This is a genomic window from Pandoraea sp. XY-2 (assembly GCF_004193915.1).
Taxonomy (GTDB): domain Bacteria; phylum Pseudomonadota; class Gammaproteobacteria; order Burkholderiales; family Burkholderiaceae; genus Pandoraea; species Pandoraea cepalis.
On record NZ_CP030849.1, the window covers coordinates 2627846 to 2645461 of the forward strand.

17 protein-coding genes and 1 pseudogene are annotated in these 17616 nt (G+C 64.3%); 5 read left to right on the top strand and 13 right to left on the bottom strand.

What is annotated here, in order from left to right; translation table 11 throughout:
• Positions 1–42: 42 nt before the first annotated feature.
• The 4 genes from DRB87_RS11940 to DRB87_RS11960 all read right to left on the bottom strand — a co-directional run bounded on the left by DRB87_RS11940 (position 43) and on the right by DRB87_RS11960 (position 4320).
• Complete coding sequence (locus tag DRB87_RS11940) at positions 43–906, bottom strand: ABC transporter ATP-binding protein (protein WP_130026050.1); 864 nt, start codon at positions 904–906, stop codon at positions 43–45.
• Positions 903–2231 (bottom strand): ABC transporter permease subunit, encoded by a 1329-nt coding sequence (locus DRB87_RS23570; protein ID WP_240755957.1) that lies wholly within the window; start codon positions 2229–2231, stop codon positions 903–905. The genes DRB87_RS11940 and DRB87_RS23570 overlap by 4 nt, the downstream gene beginning before the upstream one ends.
• A gap of 34 nt (positions 2232–2265) precedes the next feature.
• The gene (locus DRB87_RS11955; RefSeq protein ID WP_240755958.1) at positions 2266–3132 is read right to left on the bottom strand and encodes an ABC transporter substrate-binding protein; all 867 of its coding nucleotides are present in this window, start codon (positions 3130–3132) and stop codon (positions 2266–2268) included.
• A gap of 231 nt (positions 3133–3363) precedes the next feature.
• A complete protein-coding gene (locus DRB87_RS11960) occupies positions 3364–4320 on the bottom strand; it encodes a fumarylacetoacetate hydrolase family protein (protein ID WP_130026052.1) in 957 nt (318 codons plus the stop codon).
• A gap of 148 nt (positions 4321–4468) precedes the next feature.
• Here DRB87_RS11960 and DRB87_RS11965 point away from each other — a divergent pair, with 148 nt between their 5' ends.
• Complete coding sequence (locus DRB87_RS11965) at positions 4469–5464, top strand: 2-hydroxyacid dehydrogenase (protein ID WP_130026053.1); 996 nt, start codon at positions 4469–4471, stop codon at positions 5462–5464.
• Between the two features lie 135 nt (positions 5465–5599).
• Here the strand turns inward: DRB87_RS11965 and DRB87_RS11970 are convergent, their stop codons facing one another.
• The 4 genes and pseudogenes from DRB87_RS11970 to DRB87_RS11980 form a co-directional block, all read right to left on the bottom strand.
• Complete coding sequence (locus DRB87_RS11970) at positions 5600–7402, bottom strand: hypothetical protein (protein ID WP_130026054.1); 1803 nt, start codon at positions 7400–7402, stop codon at positions 5600–5602.
• A gap of 81 nt (positions 7403–7483) precedes the next feature.
• Positions 7484–8628: pseudogene (locus DRB87_RS24235) on the bottom strand (porin).
• Positions 8629–8807: 179 nt separating this feature from the next.
• A complete protein-coding gene (locus DRB87_RS23580) occupies positions 8808–8987 on the bottom strand; it encodes a hypothetical protein (protein ID WP_240755960.1) in 180 nt (59 codons plus the stop codon).
• Positions 8969–9274 carry a VOC family protein gene (locus tag DRB87_RS11980; protein WP_240755961.1) on the bottom strand — a complete coding sequence of 102 codons (306 nt, stop codon included), beginning with the start codon at positions 9272–9274 and terminating at the stop codon, positions 8969–8971. The genes DRB87_RS23580 and DRB87_RS11980 overlap by 19 nt, the downstream gene beginning before the upstream one ends.
• 252 nt (positions 9275–9526) lie before the next feature.
• On the opposite strand from DRB87_RS11980, the gene DRB87_RS11985 reads away from it, so the two are divergent.
• The 4 genes from DRB87_RS11985 (at position 9527) to DRB87_RS12000 (ending at position 12630) form a co-directional block, all read left to right on the top strand.
• A complete protein-coding gene (locus tag DRB87_RS11985; protein ID WP_130026055.1) occupies positions 9527–10180 on the top strand; it encodes a GntR family transcriptional regulator in 654 nt (217 codons plus the stop codon).
• A 355-nt stretch (positions 10181–10535) separates the two neighbouring features.
• Positions 10536–11039, top strand: a complete 504-nt coding sequence (locus DRB87_RS11990; RefSeq protein ID WP_130026056.1) for an inclusion body family protein — start codon at positions 10536–10538, stop codon at positions 11037–11039.
• A gap of 79 nt (positions 11040–11118) precedes the next feature.
• Positions 11119–11643, top strand: a complete 525-nt coding sequence (locus tag DRB87_RS11995) for an AidA/PixA family protein (protein WP_130026057.1) — start codon at positions 11119–11121, stop codon at positions 11641–11643.
• Positions 11644–11790: 147 nt separating this feature from the next.
• Entirely contained in the window at positions 11791–12630 is an 840-nt protein-coding gene (locus DRB87_RS12000) for a bifunctional allantoicase/(S)-ureidoglycine aminohydrolase (protein WP_017232174.1), read from the top strand.
• Positions 12631–12738: 108 nt separating this feature from the next.
• Here the strand turns inward: DRB87_RS12000 and DRB87_RS12005 are convergent, their stop codons facing one another.
• The 5 genes from DRB87_RS12005 to DRB87_RS12020 form a co-directional block, all read right to left on the bottom strand.
• Complete coding sequence (locus tag DRB87_RS12005; RefSeq protein ID WP_130026058.1) at positions 12739–13626, bottom strand: LysR substrate-binding domain-containing protein; 888 nt, start codon at positions 13624–13626, stop codon at positions 12739–12741.
• A gap of 59 nt (positions 13627–13685) precedes the next feature.
• Positions 13686–15236, bottom strand: a complete 1551-nt coding sequence (locus tag DRB87_RS12010; protein WP_370363972.1) for a gamma-glutamyltransferase family protein — start codon at positions 15234–15236, stop codon at positions 13686–13688.
• 475 nt (positions 15237–15711) lie between these two features.
• Positions 15712–16008, bottom strand: coding sequence for a DUF1097 domain-containing protein (locus DRB87_RS23585; protein WP_240755962.1), 297 nt, complete (start codon positions 16006–16008; stop codon positions 15712–15714).
• Positions 16005–16148 carry a DUF1097 family protein gene (locus DRB87_RS23590; protein ID WP_240755963.1) on the bottom strand — a complete coding sequence of 48 codons (144 nt, stop codon included), beginning with the start codon at positions 16146–16148 and terminating at the stop codon, positions 16005–16007. The genes DRB87_RS23585 and DRB87_RS23590 overlap by 4 nt, the downstream gene beginning before the upstream one ends.
• Before the next feature lie 31 nt (positions 16149–16179).
• Positions 16180–17448 (bottom strand): amidohydrolase family protein, encoded by a 1269-nt coding sequence (locus DRB87_RS12020; protein ID WP_130026059.1) that lies wholly within the window; start codon positions 17446–17448, stop codon positions 16180–16182.
• Positions 17449–17616: the final 168 nt, after the last annotated feature.

Below are 17616 nucleotides of genomic sequence, written 5' to 3' on the forward strand. Positions count from 1 at the left end.
GCGCCCATCCGTCTGCCGTCGCCGCAATCGTCTGCCCGGTCATCAATAGACCCCCATCAGCTGCGAGAGCTGCGCGACATACCCGGCGTAACGCGGGTGCTGCTTGATCGTCTGCGGCGAGCGCGGACGCGGCAGATCGATCACGACTTCCTGCTGGACCTTACCCGGACGCGCCGACATCACGATCACGCGATCCGACAGGAACACCGCCTCCTCGATGCTGTGCGTGACGAGCAACACCGTTTGCCGATGCTCCTGCCAGATGCGCAGCAGTTCGACGTTCAGGTTGTCGCGCGTGAGGGCGTCGAGCGCACCGAACGGCTCGTCCATGAGCAGCACTTTCGGTTCGAGCGCCAGGATCTGGCCGATCGACGCGCGCTGGCGCATGCCGCCGGACAACTCGTGCGGATGATGATCGGCGAACTGGGCGAGCCCCAGCATCTCCAGCAGCGCCGCCACGCGCGGCTCGCTCTTGGCTTTCGGGATCTTGCGCAGACGCGTGCCGAGCAGCAGGTTTTGCCGCACCGTGAGCCACGGCAACATATTGCTCGTCTGGAACACCACGCCGATCTCGGGGGCCGGCCGCGTCACGCGCTGGCCCGCCACCCGCACCTCGCCGCCGTCGTGCGGCACAAGGCCGGCAACGATGCGCAGCAGCGTGCTCTTGCCGCAACCGCTCGCGCCGAGAATCGACACGAACTCGCGATTCGCAATCGAGAGCGATACGTCGTCGAGTATCTTCACCGGTGAGGCCTTGCGCTGCTTGGCGGCGAAGGTCTTGTCGATGTGGCGCACTTCGATCATCGCGTCCTGGACCTGTGCGGCGCCCGCCGGTGCCACTTTCGTGTCGCCGGCGGGGCGCGACGGCGCGGGGAACGGCGTCACCGTAGTCGTCGAGATAGTCATACGTTGATCCCTCGCCACCAGACAAAGCGCGCCAGACGCTCGATCACCCAGTAGAGCACCACCGCCAGCAGCGTCACCATGAGGATGGCCGCGAACATGACGTCGGTGCGCGCCGCCGCCGACGCGAACACGATCAGATGCCCCAGCCCCGCTTCCGAGCCGATGAACTCGCCCACGATCGCGCCGATCACCGCGAGCGGCATGGCGATCTTCAGCCCATCGGCGAACGCGGGCAGCGCCGCCGGCAGGTACAGGCGCCAGAAGGTGTCCCACGGGCTCGCGCCCAACGCGCGGAAGTGCTCGTCGAGGTTGCGCGCGACACTGGCGAGTCCGCTCATGGTCGCCACGACGACCGGGAAGAACGCGAACAGGAAGGTCGACGCCAGCTTCGACGCAAACCCATATCCGAACCACACGATCATCAGCGGCGCGAGCGCGATCTTCGGCATGCTCTGCAAGGCGGTGACGAGCGGGTACAGCGTGCGACGCGCAAACGCGCTGTAGCTGATGACGACGCCAATCACGAGCCCACCCGCCACTGCCGCCACGAAGCCGGTCAGCACTTCGACCGTCGTGATCCAGGTGTCCTCCAGCATTTGCGGATGCACTTCCCAGGCCGCGCGAAAGATCGCCGACGGCGGCGGCATCAAGTACGACTGCACCTTGAAGTACGTCACGGCCAATTCCCACAGGGCGAGCAGCACGCCCCAAAATACGATCGTCTGTGCGATGCGTTTCATTCGATGTCTCCTCCGGAATCTCGGCTGGCTAGGTCTTTCCGCCCGACTTGTCCTTGACCATGCCCGGCGGGGCGGCACGACGAAGCGTTCGAAGCGGAACCGGTCGAAGCTCTCGATAGAGCGCTCCCACACCTTCGCCTCGTACGGGTGGTCGTCGTCGATCTGCGTCATTTCGCAATACAACTCGACGTTGTTGCCATCCGGGTCCTTGAACACGAGGAAATAGTTCGCCCCCGGCCCGTGACGCCCGATCCCACGCACGATCTCGACGTCATGCGCACGCAGCACCGCCACGGCTTGCTCCATCTCCTCGACACTGTCGACGAGGTAGGAGAAGTGCTCCATGCCGGGACGGCCGTAACGCGGCAGATCGTCGATGTCCGGCGAATCCTTCGGAATCTGCGAGAGCGCCAGATCGTGGTGGTCGGTGCCCGCGCGCAGGAACACCATCTGGTCGCCAATCCAGTCGGAGACGGTCAATCCGAGCACTTCGGTGTAGAACTTCGCCGACTTCTGGATATCACGCACCACCAACACCAGGTGGCCAAGGCGCTTCGGGTTGAGCTTGGGTTTGAGGCTAGTCATCTCGACTCCTTGCATTGCAGCGTTTCAGCGACCGTCATTCGACGAACTGGTTGGTATAGATGTCGGTGGCCTTCAGCGTGGAGGGCAGGTTGAAGGCGTCGCGCACAAACTGCGCGGTCGTCGCCATGCGCGCCACCGGCAGCCAACCCGGCTTGTGCCCCTGCGTTTCGCGGTCGGTCTCCAGCACGCCGATCTGCCGAATCTGTTCGACCATGACCTGTTTGTCGAGCATGGGGTACTGGGACACGATCACCCCCGCCGACGCCTCCGGATGCTCGCGCATCCACGCATAGCCGCGATAGGTGGCCTGCACGAAGCGACGCACCACGTCAGGCTTCTTCGCAATCATGGTCTCGGTCGTGACGATGCCGTTGCCAACCATGTCGAGCCCGAAATCTCGGTAGCGCAGCGATCCGATCTCGCGCCCCTGCTTCGCCGCGAGCGATTTGAGCACCGGCAGGTTAGCGCCTTCCCAGCATTCGGTCAGATCCACGCGACCTTGCAGGAACGACGGATTGATCGTCGACGGGTCGAGCCGCAACAGCTTGATCGCCGTCGGCGGCAAGCCATTGGCCTTGAGCCAGGCCGGCACGATGTTCTGTAACGGCGACGCACCGCCGCCGCCCATCGACAAACCCTTGAGATCGGCGGGCTTCGCAAGGGTCCGCCCCGGTTTGACGAGGTAGCAGATCGCGCCGGGCCAGACGGCATTGATCGCGCCCACCATCTTCGTCTTGCCGCCCTGCGCGCGGTTGAGCATCACGCTGATCGGATCGCCGTAGCCGAACTCGAACAGGCCTTGATCGACTTCATTGACGGTGCGCTGCCCGCCATGGCCAACGACCGCCGACACCTCGAGGCCTGCCTCGCGGTAAAAGCCCTGGTGAATGGCAACGAGCACCCCCCGGTGCTACCCTGTGGCAGCCACGAGAGGTTGAACTTGACCTTCTCCTGCGCGACGGCCGGCGTCGGCCACAGCGCGCCCGCACCGATCGCACCAACCGTGCCGATCGCCCCCATTGCTCCCATCGCACCGATCGATCCGGCACACGCAAGCACCGTCCACCACCGCCTTGCCCACTGCCACTGCTCCATTGCCGCCTCCTCCTGGCCGCTACCTGAGCGACCGTTGTTATCTTTGCTGCGCAACGACGCGGTTCTCGATGACGCCAATGCCCTCGATGCCCGCCACCATCACGTCGCCGGCCTTGAGATAGACGCCACGTCCCATGCCCACACCGGTCGGCGTGCCCGTGGCAATCAGATCGCCCGGCTTGAGCGTGAGAATGTCGGACAGATAGGCGATCTGCTCCGCAATATTGAAGATCATCCCCGACGTCGTGTCGTCTTGCATCATTTCGCCATTCACCGACAGCGTCATACGCAGTTGCTGGGGATCGAGAATCACCTCGCGCGGCACAAACCACGGCCCCAGAGGGGCGAAGGTATCGAAACTCTTTCCGCGAAACCAGTCGTGCGTGAACGGATAGTCGGTGCGGCGGTTCAGGTCGCGCGCGCTGACATCGTTGATGACCGTGTAGCCCGCGATCCATTCATGCGCCTGCTCGACCGGAATATGCCGTCCCGGACGGCCGATGACCACCGCCAGCTCGACCTCCCAGTCCACGCGCTGCGCATGCGGCGGCAGCACGACGTCCGTGCCGGTCGCCGTCACGCTCGTCTCCGCCTTCATGAACATGTACGGCGAACTCTCGCTGCGCGGCGCGAGCTTCGTACCCATTTCGGCCGCGTGTTCGTAATAGTTCGAGGCCGTCGCAAAGATGCGGCCCGGCTGATAGGGCACGCACAGGCGATAGGCGTCGCCCGCCAGCGCGCCGACCTTCGCCGGAACGCCCGCGTCCAGCGCACGGCGCACAGCGGCGTTGATCGCTTCGCCGTGCACATCCCAGTCCGAGAGCAGCGCCGTCAGATCGTGCGCCGCCAGCACCGCATCGTCCACGTCCGCGCCCATGTGGCGCAGCACGGCTTCCAGATCGTACAAATGCCCATGTTGCACAAGCGCGGTACGCCGCGCGGCAACGGCGCCCGGCGCCAGCGATTCATAAGTTGCAAGTCCAAACCAGGTCACACCTTCCTCCTTGTCTTCCCTCAGGGAACCGACGTGGCGCGTTGCGCATCGGTCGTTTTTTTGATTGCCATGTGGACATACAATACATAGCATATGTATACATAGCAACTGATTTGTATTTTATTTTCCTATCCAAACGATCCTCACGATGAAGGCCTCCATGACCGATGCTTCGCCACTCCTCTCCCTCATCCCGCTTGCGCCGATCGCCCGCGCCCGATTGATCGCCGCGGGACTGCGTCTGCACGAGATCGACGCCGGTTGCGAGGCCGTCGATCGGCCCGATGCCATCCGGCTCATGTCCAATGCGTCCAACGTTCGCTTCGTGCTCACCAATGGCACGACAGGCCTCACGGCCGTGCAGATGGATGCGCTACCGAAGCTCGAACTCGTCTGCGCCTTCGGGGCGGGCTACGAGAACATCGACGTCGCCGCCGCCACCGCACGTGGCATCGCCGTCGCGCACGCGCCCAATACCAACGGCGAGACCGTCGCCGATCACGCCCTGGCCCTCATGCTCGCCACCGCACGCGGCCTCATCACGCTCGATCGCGCCGTGAAAGCCGGTGGCTGGGCGAAACACCGCGCACCGCGCCCGACGCTGCATGGCGCGCGACTCGGCATCGTCGGACTGGGTCACATCGGTCACGCGATTGCGACGCGCGCGGAAGGCTTCGGCATGTCCATCCGCTATCACACGCGCACACCACGCCGCGACTGCCGCTGGCACCATGTCGCTGACGTCGGCGCTCTGGCCGACGCCAGCGACTTTCTCGTGCTCGCCTGCCCGGGCGGTGCCGCGACACATCACCTCGTGAACGCCGACGTGCTGGCGCGGCTCGGCGCCGACGGCTTTCTCGTGAACGTGTCGCGCGGCAGCGTCGTCGATACCGTGGCCCTGATCGAGGCCCTGTGCGACGGCGTGATTGCAGGGGCCGCGCTCGACGTGTTCGAGCACGAACCCGAGGTGCCGTCGGCATTGCGCATGCTGGAGAACGTTGTGCTGACGCCGCATGTCTCCGGACGCTCGCCGGCCGCCTTGCACGCACAGATCGACGCGCTGCTCGCCAGCCTTCACGCCCATCTCGCGGGCGCGCCGCTGGCGTCCCCCGTCAATGCGGTGGCGCGGCATGTCGCGCGATAACGGGTTCAGGTGAAAAAAGAAGCGGGCAACCAGGAGACCTTCGGAGGTTGCCCGCCTCAACACTTCACGCTTTGGAGGCCCTGTGAAGTCGTGCGCGGCGACGGCACGACGTGTCGTGCCGCCTTGACGCTGTGCTTAACGTGCCGGCCAGGGTTTCGCCGGTGCACCCATCACGGGCTCACCCAGCAACGGGCTCGACAGGGCGTAGGCGCCGTTCTCGGTGAAGGCCCACATGATGTTGCGGTCGTACTCGGTGTACATCGCGAACACCCCCTTGCCCAGCGTGTAGACGGGCAGCTCGGACTCGTCGGCCAGCCCCGGCACGAAGTAGCCCGCAATGCGCGGCTTGGCCGGATCCTTCACGTCGAAAATCTGCACCCCCGCGTTGTAGAACGAGTACGGCACGATGCCCTGGCGCCACGTACCCGGCTGGCCGATCGAATTCGAACGCTTCGGACCGAAGTTACCGCCGCGCTGGCAAAAGCTGGTGAACGGCGCGCCTTCGGGGACGTCGGGCTCGGGCAGTTTCGCCGCGACCTTCATCTTGGCCGGGTTGCGCGCATCGACCACGAAGATGTCCTTGTACGGCTCATAGCAGTCGCGGTTCATGGGGTAGCCGCTGGTCAGCACGTACCCCGTGCGCTCGTACTGGCTCACGTCCGCATTGTCGTACTCGGTGCCCGCGAAGCTCGGCGCCGTATTCACGTTGCCCAGTACCTTCGGATGCGCCGGATCGGACAAGTCGAACGACCACAGGCCCAGACCGCCCATCGCGCCGAAGCCCACCTTGCCGCCCTGCTCCAGCGGCTTGGGCAGGAAGATCGGCATGCGCGAGCCCATCCACGAGGTGCGGTTGCCCGCCCGCGGATTCTGCAAATAGGCCTGTTCGTGCGCCGCATTGCCAAGAATCTGCCCCGGCACCGAGATCTGCGAGACGAACTTCGGATTGGCCGGATCCGACATATCCCACACCTGGTAGCCCGGCGAGTAGAGATAGTTCGGGTACTCGGTGAGTGCGTAGCTGTCGTCCGGCGCCGACGAGAGAATCATGTACTTGCCGCCGTAGAACTCCGGCGAATCGAGCGAGCCCGAGCCCTGCTGCTGCCCGACCGGCGCGTCCGGATGCCGGTAGTCGGTGGTGCGCGTGGCGATGAGCTTCCAGTCGGACGGCAGCGGCCCATCCATCTCGAAGACCTTGAAGCCCTTGAGCGAGTTGTAGTGGCGTTGCGCGGCCACCTTGTCCGGCTGCTTCGACTTGTCGGTCATCAGGCCGTAACGGCCGATTTCGAACGACGCCACGAGAATCGGCTTGCGCCGCGTCTTGTTCCACACGATGGTGGCGCCGCCCAGATAGCCGTGCACATTGTTCGGATCGAACTTCTCGCTCGATCCCTTCGGGCCCCATACGCCGCCGGTCGAATACACCACCTTGCCATGCGCGGGATCGGTCACGTCCATGATGCGCAGGTAGTCGCGATCGTGGATATAGAGGTAGCGCTTGCCGTTGAAGTCGGCGATGTTGTTCCATGCGTGGAACGGCGAATTGACGCCCGGGTAGAACGCCAGGACTTTCACGTTCTTTGTGTAGCTTTTCTTGTCCCACGTCGTCAGTTCACCGGGAAAGCGCTGACCGGTGTGTACTTCCGGTGTGGCCTTCGGCCAGATGAATTTGCCTGTTGCCGGATCCATGCCGTAATCGACGCCCGCCTTGAGCGGCTTGGGCTCGCGATCCGGCGTGAGGCGCAACCATCCCGCCAGGTACGGATCCTTGACGTTCGGCATACCGGGCGTACCGGTGGGCTGTGCGTCCGACGGCGTGGCAGCGGGCGCCGCCGGCGCGCTGTCCGGTGCCGACGCGTGGGCCGCGAGCGTCATCGTGAGCGCGGCGAGCAATGCCGTCGCGGTCAACGAAACGCCGAGTGTGGGCTTGCGAAACATGTCTTCCTCCTTCGTCTCAAAAATCTTCTCGCCAGCGCGTCAGTCAGGCGCTGGCGGCGTGATGTCGCCGATCGGAACGCGTCAGAACGCGTGGCGGATGCCGAACTGCACGCCCGACGGGTTCTGTGTGCCGGTCGGCGTGACCTGGAACGTCACCGGGTAATGCACCGTTGTGTCGTTGCTGTGCTGCACACGGGCATAAGTGGCGTACAGCGTGGTGCGTTTGGACAAGCCGTACATATAGCCGATCACGAAGCCGTTGCCGTTCGAGAGCACCTTGTTGTCCTCGTCCTGGCGATGGACAAAGCTCGCGTAGAAGCGATGACGGTCGGTCAGCGCATACCTGACACCGGCCTGAATGTCCCAGCCGCGCACATTGAATGCGACGTAGGGCGGATAGGCGTAGTAGCCGTTGTACGTGTGGTAGATCAGGGTCGGCTCCACACTGCCGAATTTGTAGGTCGCCGCGAAGTAGTTGTCGCGCGACGAGTGGATCTGGCTCGACGAGTAGATGTCGCGCGTGTATTGCAGTTCGCTGACGGCGCCCAGGAAGATGCCGCCGTTGCGGTAATCGAGGCCGGCTGAGTAGAAACGGCCCGAACGCGTGCCGTCGCCCACGCCGGTCGTCGCCATGAAGCGGCCCATCAACCCGTGCCACCGGGGCGTGTTGTACTGAATGGAGTTGTCGACGCGATACGACGCATAGAAGAACTCCATGTTGTTGACCATACTGAAGTCCGCCGCCCAGCTCGGATCGGCGTAACCGGCAATCCAGTACGACGGCGTGAACTGACGGCCGAGCGACACTTCGCCCCACGCCCCTTCAGGCCGACGAACGACTGGCGCGCCTGCGCCGATTGCGTGCCGTTCGCGGCCGAGAACATGGGCTCATACGTGAAGAATGCGCGGTTGCCACCACCCAGGTCCTCGAACCCGCTCAAATTGAAGCGAGAGGTGTTCAGCCCGCCGCTGGAGACCCGCGCGACCTTGCCGCCATTGGCCCCCGATCCCCACAACTGCTCGACGTTCAGGTCCACAAACCCCGAAAGCGTCACGCCCCCGGACGATTGCGCGTACGCACCGCACTGCAGTGCGCCCAGCAACAATGCACACAACACTCGCTTCTTCATGCTGTCTCCTGAGTTTTTTCGTTTTTGTCGCGGCGCCCCTGACCGGGTGTCTGCCGCCCGCGCTACATGTATACAATCAGTCGAATGATTATACATAGCAAAGAAATTGAATTTCTACCGCTATTTGTTTATACAAACGGTCGATTTTTTTATAGCGGGTCACCCCGGATGGCCACTGACCCGTGAGCGCCGGACGCCAAGCGCCGCCGGCGCTAGGCGTCCGGCGCGGAGAGGCGGTGTTGCGAACGCTGTCGCCGAGCGAGGACGGCGCGGTATCAGAGCCCCGTGCGATCGGCTTGCAGCCCTTCGTGACGCAGCGCCGGCGCGTTGTCCTTGCCCGTGCCGTCCTTCGACGCACCGCCCCAGCCGTGGGCAGTGACATCGAAGATCACGCCATTCGGATCGAAGAACTTCACTTCATAAAAGATGTTGCTCTTCACCGGCACTTCGCCCATGTAGTAGCGCCCCCCGCAGCTTCGATCTTCGTGCGCGTGGCCTCGACATCCTCGACCCAGATGCCGATGTGATGCAGCCCCACGTACTCGCGGCCGCGATCACCTGCGGCTTCGTCGTTCTTGTAATTGAGCAACGCCAGGTTGATAACGCCGTCCGACAGATAAACGCCCCGGGCGAGCGATGAGTCCGTCTCGCCCACTTTCTTGAAGTCGAATGCCTGCATATAGAACTCTGCCGCCTTCCACGGATCGGGCACCGAAAGCGCAATGTGACGCAGTTTGGCCATGATGAGATGTCTCCTTCGAATTGAGGTGTCGACGCGTGCCGGAACGCCCGGCAAACGCTCATGTATACTATCTCAGCATATTGCATCCAAAAACGTATTTTTGAATGCACTTGGATCAACCCGCTGCGCTTTCCATCTGGGGATGGCACCCCGATGGCGCCTCCAGACGTAATGGCGAAGGAAAATACTCGTATAATCCCCATGTATACAATCGAATCAAAAAGACACATCCACGGAGCGAGATAGACAAGCATGGCCGAAACCATTGCCGCACGAATCTGCCGGGTGCTGACCGGCGAGATCATCGACGGACGCCTGCCGCCGGGACAGAAACTGGAGGAAGTCGCACTGGCCGAGCGCTTCAAGGCGTCGCGTACGCCCATTCGCGAAGCGCTGCGCGAACTCAATGCACGCGGTCTCATTGAACTCACCCCGCACAAGGGCGGCGTGGTGGCGAGCATCAGCGTCGACGACCTGTCCGACATGCTCGAAGCGATGTGCGAGCTCGATGCCCTGTGCTGCCGGCTGAGTGCCCAGCGCATGAGCGCGATGCAGAAGAAGCAGCTCGAGATGATTCACATCCAGAGCAAGCAGTGCATGGATGCGGGCGACGAAGCCGGCTATCTCGCGCTCAACCGCGAGTTCCATCAGTTGCTGAGCGCGGGCACGCAGAACAAGACGTTGATGGCGCTGATCGACAGTCATCGCGAACGTCTGGCGCCCTTCCGCGCGGCGCAATCCGATGTCGAAGAGCGCTTCGCCGTGTCGTTCGACGAGCACGAGCGCGTCGTCGAGGCCGTGCTCGCGGCTGACGCCGAAGCCGCCTATAACGCCATGCGCAGCCACACGGCGCGGTTGAGCATTCATGTGCTCGAACGCCTGCAACACAGCCGCAAGCTGAGTTAAGCCCCGCCCCCGCTCGTCTGTCCAGGCCGGCTTCGTTCACACGGCCGGCCGATGCGCTGCTGACGCTGACGCCCCCGATGCCCACACGCACGCATCGGTTTTTCTGGGGGCCTCGCTCCAATTCCCCGATTGGTATATCGGTGCCCATCCGCGCAACGCGAGTCGCGACGCCGCTTGGCACGCAACTGTCACTCATAAAGCGCAGCCCGCGCGAGGTTGAACATTGCCGTCGCCGTTTCTAGGCTCCATCCGTGAAGCGCGTTGCCGCGTTTCGCGCGCGGCCGGCAGGCCGCTGGCTTAGAGACCGCCATCGTCCGATGGACGGCATCCAACTCAGCCTTTCGTGGAGAAACACATGTCGCAAATCACCGATGTGCTGGTCAGCATCGACACCAAGACGATCGTCGACCGGTACGGCAAGAACTCCAGCATGGCGAATCCCCCGCTCATCGACTTCAAGCACGTCTTCATGATCGTGGCGCAGGGTAATGTGGTGAGCGGACAGGCGGGCGGCGAGCTGGACGTCGCGGCGACCGTCGGCGACGTCATCCGGTGGCGCGAATGCTCGCTCTCGCTCGGCTTCGAGCAATCGTGCATCTTCTACAAGTTCATCGGCAATCAGGGCAACGACCTGATCTCCCCGCCCTCGCCACGGGAAGCGGAGGTCACGATCCCCGTGCCGAATCCGCCCGACCCGACCCATCCGAAGAAGCAGACCTGCTCGAACTACTTCTGGTCGTGCGAAACGCTCAAGACCGGTCGCGTCACCTACCACTTCCAGTTCATGATCCTCGATCGCAGCGGCAATTTGTGCGGCTGCTACCAGTGGGATCCGTTCATCACCATTCGCAATCACTGACGAGCGCCGCGCCGCGATCCACGACGCGCCAATCCGGGCGCCCGATCGCGGTCACCTCGGCTCACGGCAAGGAATCCCAATGTCCGACGCAACCCCCTCCGACGGCGATGGCGCATGCCGTGCGATTGCCGACGTTCTGCTTGTCATCGATACCGTGACGCTGCTTGACCAACACCCCGAAGCGACCGACGCGCCCGTGGGCGTAGACGCCGATTGCTGCTATGGGCTGGCCGCGGATAGCGCGGCGCTCACCGGTGTCAATGCGGCGCAATGGCGTGTCGCCGTTCGCCCCGGCGACCGCTTGCGGCTGCGCTGGACGCCGCTCGCCATGCGTGGCGAACATGCCGTGATGCTCCATCTTTGCCTCGATGACGAGACAACGCTGAGCGGCCTGCAGTTGCATTGCCTGGCGCACGCCACGCGCTACGCGCCGCAGTCGGGTTCGCCGCAGGTCGCCGTCGCGCGCGACGCCCCGGATGCCTTTTGGCAAGCCGATGTCGCGGGCAGCGGCACCGCGGCGCTGACGATCGAGGCCATTGTCACGGACCGCGATGCCAATGTGCTCGGCCGATTTCGCTGGCCAGTGCGCGTGGTTGTGCCCTGAGCGTCGGTCATTCATTCAAAAATCGAATGCCATACATTTTGATATTTAATTTGTCGATGGATGGCGGGTTCGCTATCTTGTGCATCTTTCCCGATGGTTTCGCCCCCACGAAACTCCGCGATCAGAACGACACAGGAGCCATCAATCATGTCGAAGACCACGTATTACGCGCCGCAGGGTGGGCATCCGAGCCAATCGGAATTGCTCACCGACCGCGCCATGTTCACCGAAGCGTACGCCGTCATTCCCAAGGGCGTGATGCGCGACATCGTCACGAGCCATCTGCCGTTCTGGGACAACACGCGCCTGTGGGTGCTGGCCCGTCCGCTCTCGGGCTTCGCCGAGACGTTCGCGCAATACATCATGGAAGTCGGTGCGGGGGGCGGCAGCGACCAACCCGAGCAGGATGAAAACGCCGAGGGCGTGCTGTTCGTCGTCGAAGGGGAGATCACGGTGACGATCCAGGGCAAGGCGAACCGCCTCACCCCGGGCGGCTATGCGTTCCTGCCGCCCGCGACCGACTGGCAAGTGCGCAACCACAGCCAGGGCACCGCCCGCTTCCATTGGATTCGCAAGCACTATCAAGCCGTGCCAGGTTTGCCGGCCCCCGAGCCGTTCGTGAAGCACGAGCAGGACGTCGAGCCGATTCCGATGCCAGGCACCGACGGCCGCTGGGTGACGACGCGCTTCGTCGACATCCAGGACATGCGCCACGACATGCATGTGAACATCGTGACGTTCCAGCCCGGCGGCGTGATCCCGTTCGCGGAAACCCACGTCATGGAGCACGGCTTGTATGTGCTCGAAGGCAAGGCCGTCTATCGCCTGAATCAGGATTGGGTGGAAGTCGAAGCCGGTGACTTCATGTGGCTGCGCGCCTTCTGCCCGCAGGCGTGCTACGCCGGGGGCCCTGGCCCGTTCCGCTACTTGCTGTACAAGGACGTCAACCGTCACATGAACCTGACGCTGGGCGCCCAGCCGAAGTAAGGGCCGAAACACGCGCTGAAACAGGTGCCGGAGCAGGCGCCGAAGTCAGCGTCTGCGCTGCGTGCCCCTTGGCGCCCATCCCCGCACGCACCCCGCCGCGCGCGTCGCTCACTTCGGCGCGCGCGGTTTCGTCGCGAGCATCGCGACGAGCACTTTGGCGAGCGCCATCACCATGGCGTGCGCCGTCGGTCGGTGAAAGATCGCCAGCTCGAAGGCGTCGATGACCGGTAGCCCCTGCGCACGGCCAAGCACCGCATGCCGCGGCAGCACAGCGCGCGGCGGCACCAGACTGATTCCCATTCCGTCGGCCACCGCCCCCTGAATGCCGCTCAGGCTGGAACTGGTGAAGCTGATGCGCCAGTCGCGTCCCATCGTCTCAAGCGCCTGAATCATGTCGTCGCGATACAACCCGCGCGCAGGAAACGTCACAAGCGGCACCGGATCGCATCCGAACGACGGATGTGCCGCGCTGTCGATCCACGCCAGCTTCTCGGGGCGGCTCGCCACCGATTCGCGACTGCCGCGACGCTGCTTGACCAGCACGAGATCGAGTTCGCCGCGATCGTAGCTCGCGAACAAATCGCGGCTCAGGCCACTCGTGACTTCGAGCTTGACCTGCGGATACTGCCGATTGAAACGCGCGAGCACCTGCGTCGTGGCACCGGTCGCGAAATCCTCCGGCACGCCCAGCCGCACCGTCACTATCACGGCCCCGGAGAGTGCCTCGAACATCTGGTCGTTGAGCGCGAGCATCTGTCGCGCATGGCCGAGCAATCGCTCGCCCGCATCGGTGGCATGGACGTCGCGATTGCCGCGTTCGAGCAACTTGTGCCCGACCAGGTCTTCGAGTCGCCGCACCTTCTGGCTCACGGTGGATTGCGTCGAATGCAGACGCGCGGCCGCCGCCGTGAAGCTGCCGCAATCCGCCACCGTGATGATCGAGCGCAGCAGATCCAGATCGAAGAGCGGGCGATTCGATTTTGCACTGCCAGCCATGTGAAGTATTTACGTTGCCAATGGATGGCAGCACTTGTATCACGCGCAACAACCGGGCGTCAAAGCCCCAGTGCCCGACCATCGCTGCGAGGATCGTGGGCACCGCTCATCTGCCCTTGCGCACCGATGCGAATCGCACCGGGATGGCCCGCCAACTGACTCTGCGGCGGCAGCTCGCTCATCTCGTGCCCTCGCGCCGCCAGCGCCGCGAACACATCGGCACCGGCATCCTGTTCGAGCTTGAGGGCATCGCGGCTGTCGGAGAAGGTCTTGCCGAGCAGGAAGCGCGGCCGTCCCAGCGCGGTGAGCGGATCCATCTCGTAATCGATCAGGCGGGTGAGCACCGCGGCCAGCGTCTGCGGTTGCCCGTCGGCGCCCTGCGTACCGTACAGCAGTTGCGGGCGTCCCTGCTTCAGATACATGCCTGGATTGAGCGTATGGAACGGGCGCTTGCCACCGTGCAGCACGTTCGGACTCCTGGCGTCGAGACTGAACGACGCGCCCCGGTTGTGCCACAGCACGCCCGTGTCCCCCAGCACCACACCGCTGCCCCAATCGAAGTAGACCGTCTGCAGCATGCTCACGCAGTTGCCGTGACTGTCCGCGGCACCGATGTACACCGTGTCGCCGGTCTTGAACACATGCGGCCACGGCATGGCGCGATCCATGCGAATGCTGCGGGCATGCGCGTCAAGGTGGGCGCTTGCCAGCAAGCGATCTACCGGCACATCGACGAAATCGGGGTCGGCTACATAGCGATTGCGGTCGATGAACGCGAGCTTCACCGCTTCGACCAGCACGTGATAATAGTCGGCGCTGCCCTCGGGCATCGACTTCAGATCGAAGCGATCGAGAATGCCCATGATCTCCAGCGTTGTCACGCCCTGCGTCGGCGGACGCAGCCCGAGCAGCTCGCCGTCACGATAGGCCACGCGCAGCGGCACTTCCTCGCGCGCCTGCGCCCGTGACAGATCGCCGGCGCGCAGCGGCGAGCCGGCCTGCTTGAGGCCTGCCGCGATGCGGCCGGCCAGATCGCCTTCGTAGAACTCGCGCCCGCCATGGGTGGCAATGCGATCGAGGCTGCGCGCCAGTGCCGGCTGATGAAAGCGCTCGCCCGCCTGCGGAATGCGGCCGTTCGGCATGAAGACCGAGGCGAAGCCTTCCCAACCCGACAATTCGCCCGCGCGCAATGTTTGCCAGAAGTGTTGCGACGGGGTGACCGGGAAGCCGTTTGCCGCGTATTCGGTGGCGCGTGAGAACAGCGACGACCACGCCTGTTGCCCGCCCCATTGCTGGCGACTGAGGTCGAATGCCTTGTCCCAGATCGCCACGGTCGCGGCCGTCGTCAGCGCCGCCCCCGGGCCGCGCACGGGGATGGCGCCGCGGTAGGCCGGCACCTGTGCGGCGGCTTGTCCGATGCCCGAGAGCGTGCGCACGTTGCCTTCGCGGTCGCTGATCACCATGAAGGCGTCGCCGCCCAGACCGGTGAAGTGAGGATACGTCACGCTCAGCACCGCGCCGATCGCAATCGCGGCTTCAATGGCGTTGCCGCCCGCGCGAAGCACTTCGAGTCCCGCCTCGCTGGCCAGCGCGTGCGGGCTCGTGACCATGCCCCGCGTCGATTGCGCAAGGCGCGGGCCGGCGTCGGCTCGCGCGTCGCTGTGGACGGCTTGGGCGGCTTGGGCGGCGTCGGCCGACGGCGCGGGCAGCACCGCGCTACCGGCCAATGCGGCCGTGCCCCGCAGGAAGTTTCGCCGCGTGGTACTACCGGCGGCGTCGCCCGTCGCGACCGGAGGTGTCGTGGTCAGCCCATCGGCCATGTCTTGTGCGAACGTCATGCCGTTCGTCTCCCCAAACAATGTCATTGGAAGGCGAAGCGCGCCCGACACCGGCAGACGCTTCGCCTCGATCCCGTCCGTGCGTCGAGCCGGAACCGGCTCGCACCGTGCCGCCGCCCCGGCTTGATGCGCGAAACGGCAGGCTTGCGTCAGACTTCCGCCTTCCAGCCCTTCCAGTGGCGTTGATGCGTCACTTCCGGGGCCGAGAAGCGCTCCTTCACCCAGGCGTAGACCGGGCCGAGGGCATTCATGGCGACGGCCGCCCGAGTGCCGCCAACGGGTCCTGCGCCACCGGGCCGAAGCCGCCGAACAGCGTGGCGAAGTACGTCGCGAACCCGAAGAACATGCCCGGAATGAAATTCAGTGCCGGGAACACGCGGGCCAGCGCCATCATCGAGCCGTTGCCCGCGAAGAGAATCACCATCTCCGCGGCGACGAGGGTGTTGCCGCTGAACTGGGCGCCCGCTTGCTTGAACCCCAGCACGATGAGGCATGCGAAGCACGCGCCCACCGGCAGCGTCGCCCAGATCCGTTTGAGGTTCACCCACGTGGGGCCCCCATGGCAAAGGTGGCGGCCCAACTGATAAAGATCGCCCAGGGCGGCAAATGCAACGGCAGCATCGCGATCGGGATGGTGGTGACGGCCAGTAACGAGGCAACGACTTCCGCAGGCAGCTTCTTCATGAGTGTCTCCTTGAGTGTGATGAGAACTGCATTACGCGCAACAACAGGAATGCCGGTGAATCTCGCAGTGATGCTGCGTCACGACCGTGATCCGGCCACGTTTGATCACCCACAGGCGTGGCGGGATGTCGAGCAGCGCATCGGCCACCTTGAACGTGTCGAGAATGATGAGATCGGCTTGTTTGCCCACCGCGATGCCGTAGTCGTGCGAGAGTCCAATGGCGCGCGCGGCGTTATGCGTGCCCATGTCCAGAATCGCCTGCTGGTGCTCCGGCACGCCGAATTGCGCCACGTGCGCGAGCAGATTGCCGATCTGCAACATGTCGGCCTTGCCGAACGGCGTGAAGGCGTTGCGCACGTTGTTGGACGAATACGCCACGTTGACCCCTGCGGCATGCAACGCCTTGACGGGCGTGAGACCGCGCCGAGGGTTCTGCACGTCCTTACGCCCGCCCAGGTAGAGATCGGTCGCGGGCAGCGTGACGATGCTGATGCCGGCGAGACGGATCTGCTCGATCACGGGCGCGAGTTCGTCGTTGTCGAGCGCGCCCAGGCTTGTGACGTGCCCCAGCGAGACCCGGCCCTGGTAGCCGGTATCGATCGTGCGCCGCGCAATGTACGAGATGGCCGCGAAACGCTGATCGCTGGTGTCGTCGGCAAAGTCCGCATGCATGTCGATGGGCGCGTCGAAGCGCTGCGCCAGCTCGAACACAATGTCGATGTGGCGCTTGGTGTCTTCCCAGTTCAGCTCGTTGTAGGGACATCCGCCGACCACATCCGCCCCCATGCGCAGCGCGTCGATCATTAGCTCGTAGGTGCCCGCCGACTTGAGAATGCCCTCCTGCGGGAACGCCACGATCTGCAGATCGAGCAAGCTCTGGTACTCATCCTTGAGCGTGAGCAGCGTCTCGACGCCGATCAGCCCTTGAATCAGATCGACGTCCGGATGGGCGCGAACGGCGACGGTGCCGTTCTTGATCGCCATGTCGAGCACCTGACGCGAGCGATCGAGCACGTCCTCGCGCTCCTGCCGGCTCTTGAGAATGCCGGTCACGCGGATGGCCTCGTCGAGCGTGCCGAAGCGTGCGGGCAGACGGCGATGCAGCAGTGCCTTGTCCAGGTGCAGGTGCGCCTCGATAAGTCCGGGAATCGCCGCGCGGCCTTGCGCGTCGATCTCCTCGGTCGCGCTGGCGTCGATGCCGGGCTCCATCGCAGCGATGCGTCCGTCTTTGATGGCGATGTCCACGAGCGGCGCATCGTCGCGCACGCACACGTGTTTGATCAGCAGGTCCACATGCATGGTGCGGTCTCCTTACGTCTCAGGGTTGAAGGAAATGCTGGCAAGCGCCGGCCGGGTGGCAGTGAGTCGGTGCCCCGCCTTCGGGGCTTGAAGCAAGATTAGGGGAGTGCCCGCGGGCGGGGCATCGGGATTTGCTGGTTTTCGTCTAAGAATTTCCCTAGACGCAGT

What these genes read in the sequence shown, in the direction of transcription:
- DRB87_RS12020 (WP_130026059.1), bottom strand. Translation starts at nt 17,448, where the DNA reads ATGCATGTGGACCTGCTGATCAAACACGTGTGCGTGCGCGACGATGCG.
- DRB87_RS11965 (WP_130026053.1), top strand. Translation starts at nt 4,469, where the DNA reads ATGAAGGCCTCCATGACCGATGCTTCGCCACTCCTCTCCCTCATCCCG.
- DRB87_RS23570 (WP_240755957.1), bottom strand. Translation starts at nt 2,231, where the DNA reads ATGACTAGCCTCAAACCCAAGCTCAACCCGAAGCGCCTTGGCCACCTG.
- DRB87_RS23580 (WP_240755960.1), bottom strand. Translation starts at nt 8,987, where the DNA reads ATGGGCGAAGTGCCGGTGAAGAGCAACATCTTTTATGAAGTGAAGTTC.
- DRB87_RS12010 (WP_370363972.1), bottom strand. Translation starts at nt 15,236, where the DNA reads ATGGTCACGAGCCCGCACGCGCTGGCCAGCGAGGCGGGACTCGAAGTG.
- DRB87_RS11970 (WP_130026054.1), bottom strand. Translation starts at nt 7,402, where the DNA reads ATGTTTCGCAAGCCCACACTCGGCGTTTCGTTGACCGCGACGGCATTG.
- DRB87_RS12005 (WP_130026058.1), bottom strand. Translation starts at nt 13,626, where the DNA reads ATGGCTGGCAGTGCAAAATCGAATCGCCCGCTCTTCGATCTGGATCTG.
- DRB87_RS12000 (WP_017232174.1), top strand. Translation starts at nt 11,791, where the DNA reads ATGTCGAAGACCACGTATTACGCGCCGCAGGGTGGGCATCCGAGCCAA.
- DRB87_RS11995 (WP_130026057.1), top strand. Translation starts at nt 11,119, where the DNA reads ATGTCCGACGCAACCCCCTCCGACGGCGATGGCGCATGCCGTGCGATT.
- DRB87_RS23590 (WP_240755963.1), bottom strand. Translation starts at nt 16,148, where the DNA reads ATGAAGAAGCTGCCTGCGGAAGTCGTTGCCTCGTTACTGGCCGTCACC.
- DRB87_RS11990 (WP_130026056.1), top strand. Translation starts at nt 10,536, where the DNA reads ATGTCGCAAATCACCGATGTGCTGGTCAGCATCGACACCAAGACGATC.
- DRB87_RS11985 (WP_130026055.1), top strand. Translation starts at nt 9,527, where the DNA reads ATGGCCGAAACCATTGCCGCACGAATCTGCCGGGTGCTGACCGGCGAG.
- DRB87_RS11940 (WP_130026050.1), bottom strand. Translation starts at nt 906, where the DNA reads ATGACTATCTCGACGACTACGGTGACGCCGTTCCCCGCGCCGTCGCGC.
- DRB87_RS11980 (WP_240755961.1), bottom strand. Translation starts at nt 9,274, where the DNA reads ATGGCCAAACTGCGTCACATTGCGCTTTCGGTGCCCGATCCGTGGAAG.